Here is a 14571-nt window from a genome sequence, read left to right as displayed (position 1 = left end):
GACATTGCGCGCAGGCGGCCTACTCCAGCGCCACCATGGAAGACGCTGCCTCGGTCACGACCTGCTGCAGCGCCTTCATCTGCGAAGAGGAGAATGCGGCGCGGGTGAGCTTGCTGTAGTCCGGATAGCGCCTGGTCACGACATCGACGCCCTGCTGCACCAGCTCCGCCTTGGCGGCGCCGAAGCTCGCGCTCCTGACATGGAAGACGAAGGAGCGCGGCGTGATCAGGTTGCGCCACCCCGCCTGCACGGCGCGCATGCAGAAGTCGTTCTCCTCGCCGTAGCCGCGCGGGAAGGCTTCCTCGTCGAACGCGCCGATCCGCTCGATCAATTCGCGGCGGATGTACATGCAGAAGCCCGAACCGGTCGGCACTTCGATCGGCTGGCACCCGGCCGTCGCCTGGACGATCGCCGCGGCGTAATCGTCGTGGCTGACGTGCGCCGGCTTGGGATTGGGCTTGCCTTGCACCGGGAAGGAGAATGCGCCGGCGTTGTCGCTCATCGCCGTCACCGTCCCGATGTCCGGCTCGGCGTACGCGGTCGTGCGGAGCCCTTCGACCCATTGCGGCGTCACGACGGTATCGCTGTTCAACAGCACCACGTCGTCGTCGCCGGCTTCGCGCAGGCCGATATTGACCGTCTTGGTATAGCCGAGGTTGCGTTCGTTGCTGTGGATCGAGATGCCGTGCGTGCCCTGATAGCCGGCCAGGAGCTCGGCGATCGCCGGGTCGGTGCTGCCGTCGTTGATCACGATCACCTGGTGGCTGGCGAGGTCGGTATTGCGCACCACCGACTCGAGGCAGGCGCGCACTTCCGCCTGCGCGTTGTAGACCGGCACCACGATCGTCAGCGAGCGGCGCCTCGCCGAGGGGGCCGTCGGCACCGGCGTGCGCCGGACGACCTCGTCGCCGAAGATGGCGCCATACGCCGTGCGCAAATGCTCGAAGAGCTTCTCCGGCGTGCAGTTGCCTTCCACGAACGCCCGTCCCGCCGCGCCCATTTCCGCGATGCGCTCCGGGTTCCCGCACAGCTCCGCCACGTAGGCCGCGACGGCGGCGGTATCGCGGTAGGGTGCCAGGAAGCCGGTGACGCCGTGCCGCACCAGCTCCGGCAGTGCACCCCATTCGTAGGCGATCACCGGGCGGCGCGCGGCCATCGCTTCCGCCGCGGTGCGCCCGAAGGATTCGGCGAAGTTGGACAGGTTGAGGATGACGTTGGCCTCCGCCATCGCCTCCTCGGGCGTGTCGCGGTAGCCCAGGAACCTGACGTTGGCGGGAATGGCGCCGCGCTTCTGCTCGCCGCGCCACTGTTCGATCTGCTTGTTTTCCGGGCCGATGACCAGGAACTCGGCGTTCTCGACCTTGCCTTCGCAGTGCTTGGCCACGTCCAGGAAATCGGCAACGCCCTTCTTGGGGATGTTGCTGCTGACGATCGCGAAGCGGATCGGCCCGTCGACGACGTTGGGCGCATCGAAGCCGGCCGGATCGACCACGTTGGTGGCGTGGAACGTCCGCCCCTGCCGGGGGAACGCGCCGGCGGTGGCGCGCGAGTTCGCGATCAGGTAGTCCGAGAGCTCGAAGACCTTGCGGATGATCTCCTGCGCCGACAACCCCATCCTGTCGCGAAGCGACTCGTCCAGGGTAATCAGCTCGCGGGAATGGATCAGCGGAATGCGGTTCATCCGTCGCGCGGCGATCAGCGGCTCCAGCAGCACGATGGTATTGGCGTGCACCAGCGCGATGTCGTGGCGGGCGATGATGTCGGCGAACGTCAGCACCAGGGCCTCGTCCGCCTCGCGGTTCTGCATCCACTGCGGATAGCTGAACACATACACGCCCGCGGACAGTTGCCGGACGCTTTCCACGTAGGCCTTGTTGTTGCCGCTCGGCAGCGTGACGAAGACATTGAGGTTCAGCCGCGTCAGCGCCTTGAGCACATCCAGGAAGCTTCTTTCGCCGCCGAACAATTGGTGGCCGGAGATGTGCGCGCACAGCAGCACCGCGGGCGCGCCTTCCAGCAGCGGGCGCTCGCCGGGGTGCCACTTCGGCAGTATCTGCTGGGCGCGCCGGGCATTGGCCGGCTGCGCAGCGGCAGGCGTTTCGGGTTTCGGCAAAGGCAGCACCGGCGGCTGCGCCGGCGCCGACACCGTGACCGGGCCGGTGTCGCAATCGGCGAACGCGGATTTCACCGCCGACAGGTAGCCCGTGCCGAAGCGCTGGTCCGGCTCCAGGTAGGTGCCTTCCGCCCATTCGTTCCATGCGTTGATGAACACCAGGCTTTCGTCGTCGCCGTTGAACCTGTTCTCCTGCTCGACGATCTTGCGCAGCCAGTAGCGGAACCGCGCCGGCGTCGAGCCGACGAAGATGCGCGCGTCGCCCAGCCGCCTGGCCGTGTTGTCCCACGCCATCATGGCGCCGCGGTGCACCGGCCAGGGATAACCCTCGGAGAAGCGCGACACGTCGCCATCGACCACCGCGTCGTAGCTGAACAGCTCGCCGCCGAAATCGCGCTGCAGGTCGATCTGCTCCGCCCGCACGTCGAGCCGCGCGGTTTCGTGCGGCGGGAACAGCACGTAGGAATCCACCCCGAACTGCTCGGGCGGGCCGTCCAGCGGTTCCAGGCCGAAGCGCACGGCGCACAAATGGATCTCGCCGATGCCGGCGCGGCGGCATTCCTCGCGCCACATCTCCGCGGTTTCGCGCCAGTTGGGAATGATGCGGATCCTGTAGACCAGCAGCAGCGGCTTGCCGTGGTGACGGATGTAGCGCGGGTCCTTCATCATCGGGATCATCTCCCGGATGAAAAGACGGTTGCTGTCCATCGAATACTGCTGCTCCAGCAGGACGTGGCGGTTCTGCCCGTCCCAGTTGCGCGACCAGTTCTCGTTCGCCCAGCAGACGCAGAAGGGCATGTTGGGCCGCCCGAGCTTCACCATCTGCTCGATCGGCTGGTTCAGCAGCTTCTTGCCGTTGAACCAGTAGTAGTAGTAGCAGAAGCCGTGCACGCCGTGGCTTTGCGCCAGCTGCGCCTGCGCTTCCTGCGTCTGCGGCAGGCGCAGGTCGTAATAGCCAAGGTCCGCCGGAACGCGAGGCTGGTTGTGGCCGCGGAACATCTGCTTCGCGCGGACCACGTTGTTCCACTCGGTGAAGCCCTTCCCCCACCAGAGATCGTTCTCGGGAATCGGGTGGAACTGCGGCAGGTAGAAGGCGATCGCCTTCACCTTGCGCTTCTTCGCCGCAGCGCCTTTCGGCGGCGTTTTCGCGCGCTCTTTCGCGGCGGCGAAATCCAGCTGCTCCATGCCGCCTTCCTCGGCGACGATTCCCATCAGCGCAAGCAGCGCGGACACGCCGGCCTCGTGCGCCTTGCCCTGCTTGTCCAGCAGTTCGTGCGGACGCACCGGGATCGCCCGCAGCTGGTGCAGCAACAACGGATTGATCCAGGTCACCGCGCCGACGGGCGTATGCGCCTTTTCCGGCATCTTGCGGCTCAGGCGCGGCAGGAAGGTGCTCAGCATGCGCTTGATTTCGGGGTCGCTGCCTCCGGCGTAGGACGTCTTGCCCTGGCTGACCAGGCCGATATCGGCGTGCCCGCGCAGCGATGCCGCCAGGCCCTTGACGTCGGCGGACCCGCCTGCGCCCCTGTTGATCCAGCACACCGCTTCGTACCGCGTCAGGATTCCCGCTTCCAAAAGGTGCGCGAACGGCGCGGCGCGGCCGTAGCGGTCGGGGTAGATCACGATGCTCTTCTGGCGGCAGCCGGTGGCGACGGAGACCGGGTTCTTCACCATCAGGCTGATCGGACAGAGGGCGATGTGGTCGAACGCCTCGTCCTGCTCCTGCAGCAGGCGGTCGACCTGGGCGGCTTCGCTGAGCGAGGCGCTGTAGGTGACGAACAGCGTCTTCGACTGCGGCTGCAGCGCCTTGAGGCGGAACAGGTCCGGCATCTTTCCGCCGGCTCCCGGCAGGATCGTCAGGCAGCCGCGGTCGTCGTCCTGCACCTGCGCCGCGTCGCCCCGGCCATGGTCGATCCGGCGGATCTCGCGCCCTTCGAAACGCCCATGGGTGAGGTAATGCAGCAGCGGATTGAGCTGCAGCTTCGCCACGTCCTGATAGCTGTTCAGGTACCAAGCGGCATCGAACCCCGGCCCCGGATGCCGCCCGAGCTTGGCGCCGATATGCAGGTAATGCGCATACGGATCCAGCCCCAGGGCGCCTACGTCGGGATATTCCTTGAGATACCACTGCTCGTCGAACATCCCGGATTCGCGAATCAGCTTGATGTCGGCTTCGATGTTGTTCATTTTGAGCTGCGACCTTCGAGCTTTCCGTGAGTGATGTAGTGCAACAGCGGATTGATGCCGGCGTCGGCCACGTCCGGATACTTCTTCAGGTAATGGACGGTGCTGAAGTCCGGACCGGGATCGCGCCCTTCGGCGACGCCGAATTGGAGGAAATGCTCCGCCGCGGCCATGCCGCTGCGTGCGACGTCCGGGTACGCCTGCAGATACCACGATTCGTCGAACAGGCCGGACTGCTGCAACAGCTTCAGCTCGCCGGCCTGCCCCCTCGCTCCTCCCAGGGCGCGCTCCGCCATCCGCAACGGGGCCGCCAGCCTCCAGGCCCGGCTGCGGCGAATGGCTTCCAGCTGCCGCTTCAGCTCCGCGGACTCATGCGTGGCCGCCCACTGCTTCATCTCCAGGCGCCGATGGCTCTCGTTGAGCTCGGCGAACTCTTGCTCGCGGCGCAGCAGCCACTGCGTCAGCTTGGTCAGCTCCTGGTAGCGCGCTTCCAGGTTCGCTTCCACGCGACGCCTGGCTTCGTTCTCCAGCTTCGACTCCTCGGTCTTCCTGGCCAGCTCGTCCCTTGCCGAAGCCAGCTCGGCATCGCGCGCGGACAGCGTCGACTGAATGCCATCCCGCTGCTCGCGCAACGCCTGCGTCTCGGCCTTCGAGGAAGCGAGCCGCTTCTCGGCCTCGGCCAGCTCGAGCGCGCGCCGCCCGATGTCCGCCTCGAACGCGGCGGCCGCTTCGCGCGCCGCCTCGCTCGCCGACTCGAGACGCCGCTGGCCGTCGTCCAACGCCTGCCGGGCGAGCGCGTGCTTGTGCTCCAGCTCGGCGATGGTCTGCTTGGCCTGCTCCAGCCGATGCCCCTCGCCCTGCATGCGCTCGCTGCGCCGCTGCACTTCCGCCTCCAGCGAAAGCAATGTCGCGCGCGCCGAATCCAGGTCGCGCTGCAGGCCGGACAGGCGCAGGTCGCGCTCGTGCAGTACCGCCTCCAGGCCGCTGACGGTTTCCCGCAGCGTCCGCGTTTCGTTCTCGGTATTGGCCAGCTGTTCCTGCCTCAGGGCCAGGTTGGCCTCGAGCTTGGCGGCGCTCTCGCGCGCCAGGGAATGCTCGCGCTCGACGCCGGCCAGCCGCTCCTGATACTGCTTGGCGTCGGTTTCGAACCTGCCGGAAAGTTCGCGCACGAACTGGATTTCCTGTTCGCGCAGCGCCAGCTGTCCGCGCAAGGTCGCTTCTATGGTCTCCGGCATCTTTTCCTCTGCTCGCGTTTTGATTGGGGGAAGGCCGGCCTCGTACTTCGCCAGGGCCTCCTCGTCCTTGCCTTGCTTGGCCGTGCCGGCTGACGGCCGCCCCCCCGCTTCCAGCGTCTTGAACAGACGCAGTTGCCTGGCCTTCGCGTAAGCGCGCAAGTCCTCCCGCGACTCGCGTTCCCGGTACAGATTGTCCTGTACGAATGCTTCAACTTCCCGCGCCGCCGGCATTCTCAGCCCGGCCACGCCTTTTTCCTCGAGCTGCTTGAACAGCGCCTCGGCCGCTTCGCCCGGCTGGCGCATCAGGGCGCGGTGGGACACCACCACTTCCGGCAAGCCGGCCGCCCCTTGCAGCGCCGAGCGCACGTAACGCTCCCACAGCATCATGCCCGCCTCGATGGGAATGCCATTGCGCCTGTGGAGGCTGGAAGCGACTTCCACCGGGTTGCGGTAGATGCTGATGCAGACCGGCGCTTCCAGCCACTTGCGCCACAGCGGCATCAGCAGGCACAGCCTCGGCTCCTTCAGCAGCCAGGGGCGATGGGCGTCCATCTCCAGGATCAGCTTGGAAGCGCGCTTGTCGAAATCGGCCACCACCGCCTGCGGCAGCGCGCCCGCATCGAACCGCAGTACCCGGTCCCAGTCGCAGCCCACGGCATGCAGCACCGCATCGTTGAGCGCCCGTACGTCGCGCCGCTCCCAGAATCCTTTCGGATTTTCCTGATTCGCGCCCGTACTTACGCCTTCGGGTCCGAAATAGGCGCCCATGAGATTGAGGAGCCGGGCCAGAACCGACGTTCCCGAGCGATGCATGCCCAAGACGATTAGTTGCATGCGCTGCCTCCGATCAATTCCCGTGCCACCGTAGCGGTCATGCGATTCGCCCCCGCCGTGCGTTCCCCCTGCGCACTTCGGCCCCGGCCGTCATCCGAATCGTCCCGTCGTCGGCGAAAACGCCCCCGATATCCGTCATGCCTGGCGTCATCCCCGTCCGGATTTCGCCAACGGCGTGGCGAACGCCAGCACGGGACCCATCGAATTCTCGGCACTGCCGGCGCGAAGCTCAAGGGTTTCCAGCAACTTCTCCGCGCCTGCCCCGGAGGGCACGGCCAGACTGACCCGATAGCCGAACAGCGCATGCGGCAGGCCGAGGTAATCCTGCACGTCGGCGCGGGCCTGGCGTTCGAACGCCGAAATCAGGTGCGCCTGCCCTCCCACGCGGACCGACAGGACGCGCGGCGCCTCGCCCGTTTCGCTCACGGCCCAGCCGCGGATGGTCAAAAGATCGTCGGACAGCACGGCCTCGTCGATGAAGCCCTGCGCGGGAACCCGTGTCGCCGGCGCATCCGCGGGCAGGCCCGCCTCCCCATGGCCGCTTTCGACCAGGGCGAGGAAATAGCCTTCCGCCCGCCTGGCGGACACCTCTTGCGGCATCGGGCTCATGCCCGCCTTCCCCCATCGCATCGTCACCGGAAGATATCCCGCCTGCGACAGCAGCGACTCCACCAATGCGTGATGTTCGTCGGGGATGTAGACATCCAGCGCGAAATCGGCGCCGTCGGCCTCGCGCCGGAACAGCGCGACCAGATCGGGCCCCAGTCCCGCCTCGAACACCTTGCGTATCGTCTGGTCGATCCGGAACGGGGAGAAGTCCTCGGCCAGCAGCGCCTGCAGGGATGCGGGCGCCTCCTTCCTGCCGGTGGCCACCTGCAGGATCAGCTCGTCGCCGGAGACCGCGGCCACGCCGGCGGGCAGGAACAGGCTCTTCGCGATCGTGCTCTTGCCGTAGCCGGGCGGTTGCAGCAGCAGATAGGCGAACGGCCGGCGACGGCTGACGTGCACCACGTGCCTGGGCACGGGATCCCCGGCCTGGAGCACGCTCTCCCCGATCCATTTCCACGCGTAGGGTTCCAGCGTCTCGCGCAGCTTGGCCATGGTCGGGAACAGGCGCTCGTCGATGCCCCGCTCCACCTTGACCCAGTCGTTCTTCATCAACTGCACGATGCCCAGTTCCAGCACCAGCACGCCGTCGGGCGAGAGCCGTTCGACCAGGCGCCGGATCAGCTCGGCCTGGTCCTCGGCGTAGTGCAGCGAGGACGCCAGCAGGATGACGTCGAAGACGCCTGCGGGAATCTCCTGCCAATCCTGCCGGTAGAACTCGCACTCCGGAAAGCGGCGGCGCGCGCGCTCGATGAACAGCGCGGAGTGATCGATCCCGACCACGCGCTCGGCGCCCTGGAACTTGGCGAAACCGCAGAAGAATCCTTCGTTGCAACCGACGTCGAGGAAACGGCGTCCGCTCAGGTCGGGCAGGTTCAGCGCCTTCAGCTTGTCCAGCGAAAGCGAATCGCCGCCGATCTCGGGAAAGGACTGGTACTGGGCCATGCGGGTCAGGTCCTGTGCGCGTCGCGCTGCCGGTGCCCCTGCAGCGCCTCGATCACCGCATCGGCGAACTTGAGAGAACCGCCGGCCCGATCGGCCGATTCCCCGGCCAGCAACTGCACGTCCGGGCCGATCTCGGAGAGGCTCCTGACGCCGGGCAGCGAGAACCTGGCGCGAAAGCCGCAGTCCTCTTCGCTCAGCCCCAGGTGTCGCACCACGTCGGGCCGCTTGACGCGCTCGAAGTGGTCCGCGGGCATGCGCACGCCGTGCGCGTCCATGACCAGGGCGTTCTGCAGCTCGCCGGCCGCGCCGATGCACCAGCCGCCGACGTGCACGACGCCGGATTCGAGCCGGATGTGCTCGATGTAGCCGTAGGCCTGGCTCGACGCCTGCGGCTCCTCCACGGCTTCCACCGGCTGCGAGCGCAGGCCCGCCAGCAGGTCGTGGTAATACTGCAGGGCCGGGACGATCTCGCCCACGTACATCAGGCGTCCACGCTCGAGCACGATGCCCTTGTTGCAGACATCGCGCAGCAGACCGACGCTGTGGCTGGCGAGCATCACGATCCTGCTGCCGGCCACGCGGCTCTTCATCCGCTCGGTCGCCTTGGCCATGAACTCGGCATCGCCCGCGCCCACCCATTCGTCCATCAGGATGACGTCGTGCTGGAACGAGGTGGAGATGGCGAACCCGAGACGCATCTTCTGGCCGGCCGAGAGCGTTCTCAGCCGATGGTTCGACTTTTCGTGGAGGCCGGAAAAATCCAGGATGGGCTCGATGTGCTCGCGCAGCGCCGACCCTTTCATCCCCATCGCGGTGCCGCGCAGGAAGATGTTCTCGCGCACCGTCGCCTCGCTGTTGAACCCGAGCGACATGTTGAGCAGGGCCTGACAGCTGCCCACGACCCGCACATGGCCCGAGGTCGGCGCGTAGACGCCGTTGAGCACGCGCAGCAGGGTCGATTTGCCGGCGCCGTTGCGGCCCAGGATCGCCACGCGGTCGCCCTCGCGCACCTTGAAGCTGACGTCGTCGAGCAGCTTGACCAGGCGGCGCTCGGGCGGATCGAGCGTCGCGCCGAGGAACATCTTCGCCCAGCCGCGCGCCATGCGTTCGCGCTGCAGGAAGATCGGCACCGACAGGGCAAGCCGCTCGACATGGATGGATGCTTGCGTCACGGCTCAGATCCAGAGCGGCACGTAGCGCGCATAGCGCCGGTAGAGCAGGATCGCCGCGCCCCAGCCCAGCAGCGTCATCGTTCCCAGGTAGTAGAGCGTCAGCGGCTCGATCGCCTCGCCCAGGATCGGCGCGCGCACGACCTCGACCATGTGGTAGAGCGGATTCACCCGCATCACGATGCCGCGCAGGCTGTCCGGCGGCATCGAGGTTCCGTACCAGATGATCGGCGTGAACAGGAACGCGAACATGAAGATGTTGTTGATGAACTGGCTCAGGTCCGGAAAGCGTGCGCCGACCAGGGCGAACACCACCGCGATCCACAGGATGTTGACCACGATCCAGGGAAAGGTCAGCAGCGCCAGCGCCAGCCCGTCCCAGTGCAGCTGCGGAAAGACGGCGAGCGCGGCCGCGAGGATCGGCAGCGCCATGCAGAAGTAGAACAGCGCCTTGGCCACCACGCGCAGGGTGAAGTCGGTCAGGCGCAGGTGGCCGTCGAGGATGAACGCGCTCGAGGCGGTGAAGGCCGTGGTCGATTCCACGATCACGCTGTTGATGGCGCGGAAGATCGTGTAGCCCAGGCCGACGTGGGCGACGAACTGCACCAGGTGCGCGCCCTGCATGGCGGCGAAGAATCCGCCCAGCCCCCACACGTAGATGGTCGGCGGCGTGAACAGCCAGAGGATGCCCAGCCGCGACTGCCGGTAGCGCACCACGATGTCGAGCCAGGTGGAAAGCGCCCAGAATTCCGGATTGCGGAAGCTGTCCGCGAGATCCTTCAGCAACGACTTCACGCCACGCCCTCCGCGAGCGGCATGCCGCCGGCTGCGCGCCGCGGCCGAGCGGAGCGATGCAATCTCAAGCCAGGGCCTCTTCCAGGTCCGCGCGCAGGTCGTCGAGGTCCTCGATGCCGACCGACAGGCGCACCAGCGAATCGCGGATGCCCAGCGCGGCGCGGCGCTCGACCGGGATCGAGGCGTGCGTCATCACCGCCGGGTGGTTGACCAGGCTCTCGACGCCGCCCAGCGATTCGGCCAGCGTGAACAGCTCGGTGCGCTCGCAGAAGCGCTTGGCCGCCTCGTATCCGCCCTTGAAGACGATCGAGACGATGCCGCCGAAGCCGTGCATCTGCCGCCTGGCCAGCGCGTGCTGGGGATGCGAGGGCAGGCCCGGGTACAGCACCTGCTCGATGGCCGGGTGCGACTGCAGCCATTCGGCCAGCGCCTGCGCGTTCTCGCAGTGCGCGCGCATGCGCAGGTGCAGCGTCTTCAGCCCGCGCAGCGCCAGGAAGCTGTCGAACGGCCCCTGCACCGCGCCGACCGAGTTCTGCAGGAAGGCGAGCCGCTCGGCGAGATCGGCGTCCTCGCCCACCACCACCATGCCGCCGACCATGTCGGAATGGCCGTTGAGGTACTTGGTGGCCGAGTGCATCACGATGTCCGCGCCGTGCTCGAGGGGGCGCTGCAGCGCCGGCGAGGCGAAGGTGTTGTCGACCACCATCAGGATGCCGCGCGCGCGCGCGATCGCCGAGATCGCCTGCAGGTCGACGATCTTGAGCATGGGATTGGTCGGCGTCTCCACCCAGACCATGCGCGTCTCGGGACGGATCGCCGCGGCGAAGGCGTCCGGGTCGGTGAGGTCGACGAAGCCGAAGTCCAGGCCGGCGCTGCGCCGGCGCACGCGCTCGAACAGGCGGTAGCTGCCGCCGTACAGGTCGTCCATGGCGACCACGTGGTCGCCGCTGTCGAGCAGCTCCAGCAGGGTCGAGGTCGCCGCCATGCCGGAGGCGAAGGCGAAACCGCGGCTGCCGCCCTCCAGGCCGGCCGCGCAGCGCTCGTAGGCGAAGCGGGTCGGGTTGTGGGTGCGCGAGTACTCGAATCCCTGGTGCACGCCCGGGCTGGCCTGGGCGTAGGTCGAGGTGGCGTAGATCGGCGGCATGACCGCGCCGGTGCTGGGATCCGGGGCCTGTCCGGCGTGGATGGCGCGGGTGCCCAGCCGCCAGTGTCCGGGGCGCTTCTGGTCCCCGCCGTGGTCGTTGCTCATGCCTGTCGATCTACGCAAATCCGGGCGCGGATTCTAGCACCGGGCCCCGTCGGGCCCCGTGGTTTACTGAACGCGGCGGCGCAGATAGTTCAGCAAGTCGATCCGGGTGATCAGGCCCAGAAAACGCTTCCCGTCCATGACGATCGCGACCTGGCCGCGGTCGAAGACCGGCAGCAGGGCCTCGATCGGGGATTTGACGTCCATGAAGTCGAGTTTGCTGACCATGGCCGTGGACACCGGGTCGCGGAACCGGGCCTCGTCGCCGTACACGTGCAGCAGCACGTCGGACTCGTCCAGGATGCCGACGATGCTGTCGCCGTCCATCACCGGCAATTGGGAGATCTCGTACAGCTTCATGCGCTGGTAGGCGGTGACCAGCAGGTCGCCCGGGCCCACCACCACGGTGTCGTGCTGGGTGTAGGGCCGCAGGATCAGGTCGCGCAGGTCGCCGTAGGGCTCGCGCTCGAGGAAGCCGTTGTCCAGCATCCAGTAGTCGTTGTAGAGCTTGGACAGGTACTTGTTTCCGGTGTCGCAGACGAACACCAGCACCTTCTTCGGCACGGTCTGCTCGCGGCAGTAGCGCAGCGCCGCCGCCAGCAGGGTGCCGGTGGAGGAGCCGCCGAGCACGCCCTCCTTGGAGAGCAGCTCGCGCGCGGTCAGGAAGCTTTCCTTGTCGCTGACGGCGTAGGCGCGCTTGACCCGGGTGAAGTCGGAGATCGGCGGCAGGAAGTCCTCGCCGATGCCCTCGACCATCCAGCTGGCCGACTTGTCGGACAGGGTGCCGCGGTTGATGTACTCCTCCAGGATCGAGCCGACCGGGTCGGCCAGGACCAGCTCGGTCTGCGGCGAGTGCTCGGCGAAGCAGCGCGACAGGCCGGTCATGGTGCCGGAGCTGCCGCAGCCGAAGACGATCGCGTCCAGCCCGCCGACCTCGGCCATCTGCCGGAGGATCTCCGGGCCGGTGCCGAACTCGTGCGCGGCCGGGTTGTCGGGGTTGCCGAACTGGTTGATGAAATAGGCCCCGGGCGTTTCGCTGGCGATGCGCGCGGCCAGGTCCTGGTAGTAGTCGGGATGGCCCTTGGCCACGTCCGAGCGGGTCAGCACCACCTCGGCGCCCATCGCCTTGAGGTTGAAGATCTTCTCGCGGCTCATCTTGTCGGGGACGACCAGGATCAGCTTGTAGCCCTTCTGCTGCGCCACCAGCGCCAGGCCGATGCCGGTATTGCCGGCGGTGCCCTCCACCAGGGTCGCGCCGGGCTGGATGTCGCCGCGCTTTTCCGCCGCCTCGATCATGCTCATGCCGATGCGGTCCTTGATCGAGCCGCCGGGATTCTGGTTTTCCAGCTTCAGGTACAGCTCGCACACGCCGGTATCCAGGCGCTGGGCCTTCACGATCGGCGTCTGGGCGATCAGCTCGAGGACGGAGGAATGGATCGGCATGCGGGCGGCGTGCGGTGGGATGGGCCGACGATTATCGCACCCTCGCCTCGCCCCATCGGCGGCCGACATCGAGCCGCGCCGTCAGCGCGGCGAGGTCTGCCTGCAGGATGGGGGATTTTGAGCACCGGCGTCTCCCGTCCGCGACCGGCGGTGGCCGACGAGGATGGCCACCGCCGGCGCGGCGAGAAGCTTGCGCGGCAGGCCCGGCTGTCCGGGCACCGCCTGGTACGACCCGCGCCTAGTGCGTCAGGGTTTCGAACATGCGCGAGAGGCGGTCCTTGGCGGCCAGCTTTTCGCGCTTCATTTCCGAGAGCTTGACGTCGTCGACGGGCAACACGCCGAGTTCGGCGTCGAGCACTTTCTTGTCCAATTCCTGGTGGTGATGGTAGAGCTGGCGGAACTCGGGGTTGGCCTTGAACAGGGCGTCGAGTTCCGACTGCGGTTGCCCTTCGAACATGGGAGCCTCCTTCAGCAAGGATCGTGGATGGCCCCGGCGCGGACGCCGGGCTTGGAAAGCGAAAGACAGATACGCGAACGCCCCGGCCGATGGCACGGGGCGTCGTGGGGGTGGGCGAGCGTTGCGGGGCGCAGACGGTCTGCGAGAGCACCCGCGCGGAACCGAATTCCGGCGGCATGCTTCCGAAGGATGTGTCGTTGCGTCATCCGGGCTGGCTCATCAGCCAGACGGTCTGCATCGACATGATCGACCGCCTGGGTATCCGACCCTACTCCTCCCTTCGAGGGTCGGCAAGCGTACGGCGCAAGCCCATGATTTGCCTTGGCGCGGCGGCCGGCCGAGCTGAATTTCCGCGCCAGCGCGCTACGCAAGCCATTGATTTAATTGAATTTAAACAAATACACCGATCCGCGCCGGGCGGCCGGGCCGCGAGGCGTCCATGGGCCGCGCCAAGCCACGGAACGGGGTGCCCTCAGGGCTTGGCCCGGGCCTCTTCCGGCTTGTCCTTGCCGGTGCCCAGCAGCTCGGCCTGGCGCCTGGCCAGCTCGGCCTGGCGCTGGCGCGCGGCCTTGAGCTTGGCGGCCTGCGAACCGGCCACGTCGTCCAGGGCGGTCTCGGCCTGCTGGCGGGCGGCGGCCTCCTGGTCGGCCTGCTCACGCAGGCGCATGGCCTCCTCGGCCTGGATCTGCGCCTGGATGCGCAGGCGCTCGGCCTCCTGGCGCGCGCGGGCCGCGTCCTGGCGGCTGGCTTCCACCAGCAGGTCGCTGCGGGTGCGCTCGAGGCGGTCGACCTCGCGCCGCGCCACGTCGTTGCGCGCGGCGATCTCGGCCGTCTGCACGCGCAGCTCGGCGATCTGCAGGGCCATGTTGCGGGCCTTGCCCTTGGCCGCGGCCAGCGCATCGACCGACTGCCGCGCCTGCAGGCGCTCGTAGGCGGCCGCGCCGGCGGTATCGGCGTTGGCGTCGAGCGTGCGCAGGCGCTGCGACAGCCGCGCCACGTCGGGGTTCTTCTCCTCGGCGCGCGCGGGCTCGGCCTGCAGGCCCGCGGCCGTCAGCAGCAGCGCGACCGTCAGCGCGCGCGGAATACTCGTCTTCATTGTCCGTCCTCCACGCCCAGGCGCTGCTTCAGGTCGGCGATCTCGGCGCGGCGCTGGCTCAGATCGGCCTGGGTCACCGCCTCGCGGCTGCGCGCGTTCGCCAGGTCGGCGCGGGCGCTCGCCAGCAGCGCCAGCGAGCGCGCCTGCTCGCGATCGCCCTTGGCCATCGCCGCATGCGCCTGTTCCAGCAGGCTACGGGCCTGGGCAAAATCGGCGGCCGCGTACTGGTCGGCGTCGGCCCCGTCGGCGCGTGCGACGGCCTGCTGCGCGCCCGCCAGTTCGGCCGTGGGCGGCGGCAGGCTGGCGCAAGCCGTGACCGAGAGCACGACTCCGAACATCGACGCCCGCAGCGCCGGCCCGATTCGTGTGATCTGTGCGAAGCTTCGGGACATAAGAGGGGTCGCATTCATGGAAGGCTGCGACCATTGTCATCAGCATTCGGCGGATT

10 protein-coding genes are annotated in these 14571 nt (G+C 67.8%); all 10 read right to left on the bottom strand.

Annotated features, from left to right (window positions below):
- Positions 1 to 19 precede the first annotated feature (19 nt).
- Complete coding sequence (locus MD221_RS07735) at positions 20 to 4300, bottom strand: glycoside hydrolase family 99-like domain-containing protein (RefSeq protein ID WP_242109626.1); 4281 nt, start codon at positions 4298 to 4300, stop codon at positions 20 to 22.
- Positions 4297 to 6366, bottom strand: a complete 2070-nt coding sequence (locus MD221_RS07730; RefSeq protein ID WP_242109620.1) for a hypothetical protein — start codon at positions 6364 to 6366, stop codon at positions 4297 to 4299. The genes MD221_RS07735 and MD221_RS07730 overlap by 4 nt, the downstream gene beginning before the upstream one ends.
- A 147-nt stretch (positions 6367 to 6513) precedes the next feature.
- Positions 6514 to 7917, bottom strand: coding sequence for a class I SAM-dependent methyltransferase (locus MD221_RS07725; protein WP_242109618.1), 1404 nt, complete (start codon positions 7915 to 7917; stop codon positions 6514 to 6516).
- Between the two features lie 5 nt (positions 7918 to 7922).
- Positions 7923 to 9089, bottom strand: a complete 1167-nt coding sequence (locus MD221_RS07720) for an ABC transporter ATP-binding protein (protein WP_242109609.1) — start codon at positions 9087 to 9089, stop codon at positions 7923 to 7925.
- A gap of 3 nt (positions 9090 to 9092) precedes the next feature.
- Complete coding sequence (locus tag MD221_RS07715; protein ID WP_242109606.1) at positions 9093 to 9881, bottom strand: ABC transporter permease; 789 nt, start codon at positions 9879 to 9881, stop codon at positions 9093 to 9095.
- A gap of 64 nt (positions 9882 to 9945) precedes the next feature.
- The gene (locus MD221_RS07710) at positions 9946 to 11130 is read right to left on the bottom strand and encodes a cystathionine gamma-synthase (RefSeq protein WP_242109596.1); all 1185 of its coding nucleotides are present in this window, start codon (positions 11128 to 11130) and stop codon (positions 9946 to 9948) included.
- 63 nt (positions 11131 to 11193) lie between these two features.
- The gene (locus tag MD221_RS07705; RefSeq protein WP_242109587.1) at positions 11194 to 12570 is read right to left on the bottom strand and encodes a pyridoxal-phosphate dependent enzyme; all 1377 of its coding nucleotides are present in this window, start codon (positions 12568 to 12570) and stop codon (positions 11194 to 11196) included.
- 238 nt (positions 12571 to 12808) lie between these two features.
- Complete coding sequence (locus MD221_RS07700; protein ID WP_242109585.1) at positions 12809 to 13027, bottom strand: HP1242/YdcH family protein; 219 nt, start codon at positions 13025 to 13027, stop codon at positions 12809 to 12811.
- A 472-nt stretch (positions 13028 to 13499) separates the two neighbouring features.
- Complete coding sequence (locus MD221_RS07695; protein ID WP_242109583.1) at positions 13500 to 14123, bottom strand: hypothetical protein; 624 nt, start codon at positions 14121 to 14123, stop codon at positions 13500 to 13502.
- Entirely contained in the window at positions 14120 to 14461 is a 342-nt protein-coding gene (locus tag MD221_RS07690; protein WP_242109580.1) for a DUF4398 domain-containing protein, read from the bottom strand. Before MD221_RS07690 ends, MD221_RS07695 begins: the two co-directional genes overlap by 4 nt.
- Positions 14462 to 14571: the final 110 nt, after the last annotated feature.

This window comes from Luteimonas aquatica (assembly GCF_022662575.1).
In the GTDB taxonomy this organism is placed as follows: Bacteria; Pseudomonadota; Gammaproteobacteria; order Xanthomonadales; family Xanthomonadaceae; genus Luteimonas; species Luteimonas aquatica.
This window is presented reverse-complemented; position numbering and strand designations above follow the sequence as displayed.